Source organism: Acidimicrobiales bacterium (assembly GCA_036491125.1).
Taxonomy (GTDB): domain Bacteria; phylum Actinomycetota; class Acidimicrobiia; order Acidimicrobiales; family AC-9; genus AC-9.
Genome location: DASXCO010000028.1, coordinates 1 through 6161, shown reverse-complemented (window position 1 = coordinate 6161; position 6161 = coordinate 1). Strand labels below are relative to the sequence as shown.

The following is a 6161-nucleotide window of genomic DNA, read 5'->3' as shown; positions in this document are numbered from 1 at the left end:
GGTGGGCGCTGGGCGACTCGAACGCCCGACCTCAGCCGTGTGAAGGCTGCGCTCTAACCAACTGAGCTAAGCGCCCCCGAAGAGCTCCGGATGACAGCACGTCGTGCTGGCGGTGGTCATCCTAGCCTCGGCGTCCATTCTGACGACGATCGATCTGGTGGTGCCTGTCAGCTCCGGCTGTCAGCGCGGTCCTCGTGCGCATCCCACCCGTTCCCGAAGGATCGGGGCGGCGGGGCGACGAGCCCATCGGCCCGCCCGTCCGAGCCCGGAGCACGCACCCAGAGGTCCCGCTGGGGGAAGGGCATGGCGATCGCCGCCTTGTCGAGGGCGCCTTTCACGCTCATGGCGACGTCGCTGCGAGCCCGCCACGGGTCGATCGAGTGCCAGAACAGCACCGTGAACCTCACGGACGAGTCGCCGAACTCGTGGACCCACGCCGCCGGCGCCGGAAGCCCCTTCACGCCGTCGGTGCCTCTGGTGGCCTCGACCAGAATACGCTGCACCTCCTCCAGGTCGATGCCGTAGCCGACGCCGACCTCGAGGCTCGCCCGCCGCAGCGGTGTGCGGGTGTAGTTGACGATCGGGTTCTCGAGCACGGTCCTGTTGGGGACGAACACGTCCAGCCCGTCGAAGGTGCGCACGACGACGTTGCGGAGATCGATGTCCTCCACCACGCCTTCGAACTTGTTGTCGAGCAGAACCTGGTCGCCGCGCCGGATCGGGCGCCGAGCCTGCAAGAGGACACCCGCGACGAGGTTCTGCAGGGTGTCCTGCAGAGCGAAGGCCAGGGCAATGCCGCCGATTCCAAGGGCTCCCAGCAGTGGGCCGATCTGCACCCGCAGGGCGACAAGGGAGTACACGAGGCCCGCCACCACGATCACGTAGGTGAGGAATCGGCTGACCAGCCGACCCGACGCCCGGTCCGGATCCCGTCGGGTTCCCCGCATGACCACACGCCTGGTCGCCTGGGTGGCGAGGACCGTGATCGCGAGGATGACCCCCACGTGAATCCAGTCCCAAACGGTGATGCCGTGCGGAACGACGAGGTGGGGCTGTGTGGCTCCCAGCGTCATCGGCACAGGATCCTAGCGGCCCCCAGAGACCCCCTTGAACAGCGCCGACACCGGGAGCACGCGGGCCCATGGCGATGTCGGATTTCTTGTCGCGCCTGGGGCCATCCCGGCGACGGGGAGGCCTTGGGCGTCCGCGCCGGCCAGGCGAGGCCGGCGCACGGCTCAGATGGTCGTGTCGACGATCAGCACGTCGCAGGGGGCGTGGTGGGTGACCTTGTTGGGCACGCTCCCGAGCACGAAGCGGGACCGGGTGCGCATCCCCACCGATCCCACGACGATCAGGTCGGCCTTCCACGCCTCGGCCTCGTCGAGCAGGGCGTCCGCCGGCTCCGCCGACACCGAGCGCGGCTGTACCTCGCTGACACCCATCTCCCGGGCAACGCCGGCGGCCTTCTCGGCGACCTGTTGGGCGGCAGCCGAGGCCGTCGCCAGCCAGTTCTGGTCCGGCGGCGTCGCACCCGCCCACAGGCCGCCACGCGAGGCTTCGCGGTGGGCCGACAGGACCCGGAGCTCCGCCCCGAAGAGCTTGGCCAGGGTCGCGGCCCGCCGGACCGCCAGGGTCGCCGTCGGTGACCCGTCGGTACCGACCACGATCCGCTGGGGGAGGGCGGTCACCTCCCGCTCCCGGGCCCTGGCTGCGTCTATGTCGGACATCTCGTCTCTCCCCTCTGCCCGCCGGACCTCATTCGTCGACCAGCGAGGCGCCGGCTGACTACCAGAATGACGCGTCTCGCCGTGCCGTGACGGCCATCCCTCCCTTGCACCCCTCCGGAGCGCGGATTTCTGTACTGTCGTCCTGTTCACATTGCGGTAACTTCAATAGTCAACCGTCAGGGAGCGGGATGCTCTGGAGCTTCCGCTTCGTGGCGAGGAGGGAGGCCGACAGCGATGGTGGAGAGCGCACAGGTCGCCGAGGCAGGGGGCAGGGAGCCGGGTCCCATCGCCCGGATGCTGTGGTACCGGCAGCTGGAGCGCTACCCGAACACCGGGCCGCGCTACTTCTACCTGCTGATCGTGGTCGTTGCCACGATCATGCTCTATTACCAGTTCTACGTGCAGGGCGCCGTGGCTCCCCAGATCACGTCGCAACTGCACATGTCGTTCCCCTTCTTCGTCTACATCGTGGTGATCTCCAACGCCCTCGGCGCCTTCGGCTCGCTGTTCGCCGGGCTGGCCGACCGCTGGGGCCGGGCCAACCTCGTCGCCTACGGCCTGGTGTTCACGGGCGCCATGATCGCCTTCGGCGTGCCCAACTCCCCCAACAAGTACGCCTACCTCATCATGTTCTCCTCGGTCGGCTTCGTCGAGGGCATCATGCTGGTGGCCACGCCGGCCCTCGTACGCGACTACTCCCCCCAGGTCGGGCGGGCCTCGGCCATGGGGTTCTGGACCCTGGGACCGGTCATCGGGAGCCTCATCGTGGCCGAGGTCTCCAGCAGGACGGTCAACCACATCCACTTCTGGTACTCGGCCCCGACTGCCGCCGGCTTGAACCGCATCGTGTGGCAGGACCAGTACGTCATTTGCGGGCTGATCGGGCTGCTGGTCGCCGCCATAGCCGTGCTGTTTCTAAAGGAGCTGTCCCCGAACCTCCGGGACCAGCTCATGGTGTCCTTGCGGGACCGGGCGCTGGTGGAAGCCCGGGCCAGAGGCTTGGATCTCGGGGAAGCGCTCCGTCATCCGTGGCGCCAGATGATGCACCTGGACATCGTCGGATCGGCCGCCGCCATCAGCGTCTTCCTGATCGTCTACTACACGTTGATCGGCTTCTCGGTCCTCTACTTCGTGTTCGTCTTCAACTTCACTACCGCGCAGGCCAACAGCCTGGGGGTCTGGATATGGGCCTTCGACGCCATAGCCCTGGTCGGCATCGGTGTGCTTTCGGACAAGGTGCGGGTCCGCAAGCCCTTCATGGCGATGGGGGCCCTGGGCGCCATTGCCATGACCTCGCTCTTCGCCTACCAGACCTACAACATCCACACCGGCTACTACACCTTTGTCTGGATCCTGAGCCTGATGGCCATCTTCCTGGGCTTCGCCTTCTCCCCGTGGATGGCGAGCTTCACGGAGACGGTCGAGAAGCGCAATCCCGCCCTCATCGCCACGGGCCTCGCCGTGTGGGGCTGGATCATCCGAGCCATCGTCTCGATCTCGATCTTCATCCTTCCCTACGTGGTGACCACGATGACCCCACTGTTCGAGAACGGACCTCGGGCCCAGGCGATCCAAGCCCAGTTCCCCGCCCAGGTGGCGACCCTCACGAAACTCAACGCCGTCGGCGACCCCCAGACTCTGGCCGCCCTCAAGGTCAATTCGAACGATCCCGTTGCTGGCCTCAAGGCCGCCAACGAGTACTCCAAGGCGTACAACGTCCCATTGCCTCAGGCGATCACGCAGCTTCAAGGCATTCAGACGTTGCCGCCTTCCGACCTGACGTTCCTCAGCGCCAACGGGACGCAGCTCACGAACGCCCAGGCCGCTTCACCCCGCGAGTGGAGGACCTGGTGGTGGGTCTGCGTCGGCACGGAAGTCGCCTTCATCCCCTTCATCTTCGTGATGACGGGACGCTGGAGCCCGCGGCGAGCCAAGCGAGACGAGCAGGAGCACCAGCAGCTCGTTGAACGCGAGCTCCAGGCCCTGGGAACCCCGGAGGACGTGACGACCGCGCAGGCCTGACAAGCCCCAGCGCGCCGCCCGCCCTAGATCGGCGCCACCGTATCGAGGTCGAGCCCGTGCTCGAGGGCGGCCGCGGTCCGGCTGACCACCAGGTCGCCGTGCTGGGGCCCGACCAGCTGGAGGCCCACGGGCATCCCCGACTCGGTGAAGCCGGCGCAGACGTTGGCCGCCGGTGACCGGGTGAGGTTGAAGGGGTAGGTGAAGCGCACCCAGTTGAGGTCGGGCGTTCCGTTGATGATCCCGGGCTGGCCCGAGAGCGGCGCCGGTGCGGCGACCGTCGGCGTGACGAGCAGGCGGACCTCGTGGAACAGCTGCACGAGCCGGAGGTTCAACTGGTGGCACGCGTCCTCGGCCTTGACCATGTCGAGGGCTGACAGACCGCGAGCCCAGTCGACGGTGGCAGCGAGGCCCGGGTCGACCCGCGGCCACATCTCGGTGCCGACGAACGGCTCCAGAGTGCGCAGGTTGTAGGCGCTGGTCAGCGTCAACCACGGGTCGACGGGGTCCTCCGGGAAGACCTCGTCGACCTCGATCACCTTCGCCCCCAGCTCTTCCATCGTGCGAACGGCGCGCTCGCACACCGCCCGCACCTCGTCATCGAGCGGCGCGTACCCGAGCGTCGGGGACCAGGCCACGGCGAACGGCACGTGGGCGTTCTCGAGGGCGGCGGTCCACGAAGCCTCGGGCATCGGCAGAGACCGAAGGTCCGTGGGATCCGGGCCGATCACGATGTCGAGGGCACCCACCAGATCATCGACGGTCCGCGCCAGCAGGCCCTTTGTCGACAGGTGGTGCCAGTCGGGAGCGTGGCCACCGCCGGTCGGCACCCGGCCGAGCGAAGGCTTGAGACAGGACAGCCCGCACAGCGACGAGGGAATGCGCAGCGAGCCGCCTCCGTCCGAACCGGTCGCCAGGGGCACCATGCCCGCAGCGATGGCGGCGGCGCTGCCTCCGGAGGACCCTCCCGGGCTCCGTTCCAGGTCCCACGGGTTGCGGGTTGAGCCAAAGGTGACGTTGTCGGTGTCGGGCTTCCAGCCCAGCTCCGGGGTGTTCGTCTTGCCGATGACCACGCATCCGGCCGCTCGCAGTCGGTCGACCAGCAGTGAGTCCGCGCTTGCCGGCGCCTCACCGGCGAAGACGGCCGAACCCCGCGTCGTCGGGAGCCCAGCCGCGTCCTCGAGGTCCTTGACGCCGATGGGGATGCCCGCCAGCGGTCCCACCCGCTCGCCGTTGGCCACGGCTCGGTCGATCGCCCGGGCTGCGGCCAAGGCGCCCCCCTCGTCGAGGGCAACGAACGCGTTCACCCGGTCGTCGAGGGCATCGATGCGCCCCAGGGCGTGACCGACCAGTTCCTCCGCTGACCGCTCGCCCGTCCGCACGCCCGCGGCCAGCTCCGGCAGCGTCTCCCGTCGAAAGTCCATGGGCCGGAGCCTATGGCCGGCGTGCCCAGGTTGCTGGAGGCGCGCCGCGCCAGTCAGCATCGCACTCATGATCTCCGACACCCGTCTGGACCACGTCGCCGTGGCCGTCGAGCGCCACGCCGACGCCTGGCCCCGGTACGCGGGCGACTTCGCCGGCCGATGGCTCAGCGCCGGGCTGAGCATCGGTTTCGCTCCCGCCCAGCTGGAGTACCAGGACGGCAAGAAGATCGAGGTCCTGGCGCCCCACCGCGTCGCCGACAACGACTTCCTACGTCGCTTCCTCGACCGCAACGGACCCGGACCGCACCATCTGACCTTCAAGGTGGGCGACATCGAGGAGGCGCTGGCCGAAGCCACCCTCGCCGGCTACGCCCCGCTCAATGTCGACCTGAGCGACCCGATCTGGAAAGAGGCGTTCCTCCACCCCAAGGACGCCACTGGCGTGCTGGTCCAGCTCGCCCAGGCCGAGGGTCAGTGGCGAACGCCACCGCCGGACGACCTCCCTGCGCCGCGCACACCCGACCCTGCGGCGCTGGTGCACGTCGCCCACGCGGTGGCGTCGCTGGAGGACGGACTGCGACTCTTCTCGGCCCTCCTCGGCGGCCACGAGGAGAGCCGAGGGAAGGCCGACCACCACCAGTGGGTCGACCTGGTCTGGCGGGAGGGCGGACGGGTGCGTCTGGTAGCTCCTTCGTCCGAAGGCAGCCCGCTCTGGTCGTGGCTGGGCGCCCGGCCCGGCCGGCTCCTCCACCTGGGCTTCACGTGCGACGACCCGGCCGGGGTGAGAGGCGCCCGGGCTGGCGGGTCGGCCTGGTCGGTGGCGCCGGCAGACAACCTCGGTACTGGACTCGTCCTCGTTCCGACGGGCAGCAGCGCCCTCGACGAGGGCCCGATTGCCCTGGGCGAGCCCCGGGGGACCAGCCCCGTCGAGAGGTAGCGTGGGCGAAATGGAGAGTGTTTCCGCCCCCGACCCGCTCCCTGCTGCGTCGGT

The 6161-nt window shown here is 68.9% G+C and carries 5 protein-coding genes and 1 tRNA gene; 2 read left to right on the top strand and 4 right to left on the bottom strand.

All coding sequences use genetic code 11. The features are described 5' to 3' along the window. Window positions 1–2: 2 nt before the first annotated feature. From VGF64_02180 to VGF64_02170, 3 genes are all read right to left on the bottom strand, one after another. Window positions 3–76, bottom strand: a tRNA-Val gene (locus VGF64_02180). A gap of 91 nt (window positions 77–167) precedes the next feature. Continuing rightward, complete coding sequence (locus tag VGF64_02175; protein ID HEY1633536.1) at window positions 168–1073, bottom strand: mechanosensitive ion channel family protein; 906 nt, start codon at window positions 1071–1073, stop codon at window positions 168–170. A 162-nt stretch (window positions 1074–1235) separates the two neighbouring features. After that, window positions 1236–1727 (bottom strand): universal stress protein, encoded by a 492-nt coding sequence (locus VGF64_02170; GenBank protein HEY1633535.1) that lies wholly within the window; start codon window positions 1725–1727, stop codon window positions 1236–1238. A 234-nt stretch (window positions 1728–1961) separates the two neighbouring features. On the opposite strand from VGF64_02170, the gene VGF64_02165 reads away from it, so the two are divergent. After that, complete coding sequence (locus VGF64_02165) at window positions 1962–3749, top strand: MFS transporter (protein ID HEY1633534.1); 1788 nt, start codon at window positions 1962–1964, stop codon at window positions 3747–3749. Between the two features lie 23 nt (window positions 3750–3772). On the opposite strand, the gene VGF64_02160 is transcribed toward VGF64_02165, so the two are convergent. Continuing rightward, entirely contained in the window at window positions 3773–5170 is a 1398-nt protein-coding gene (locus VGF64_02160; GenBank protein ID HEY1633533.1) for an amidase family protein, read from the bottom strand. A 67-nt stretch (window positions 5171–5237) separates the two neighbouring features. Between VGF64_02160 and VGF64_02155 the strand changes: the two genes are divergently transcribed. After that, window positions 5238–6107, top strand: coding sequence for a VOC family protein (locus VGF64_02155; GenBank protein ID HEY1633532.1), 870 nt, complete (start codon window positions 5238–5240; stop codon window positions 6105–6107). The last annotated feature ends 54 nt before the right edge of the window (window positions 6108–6161 follow it).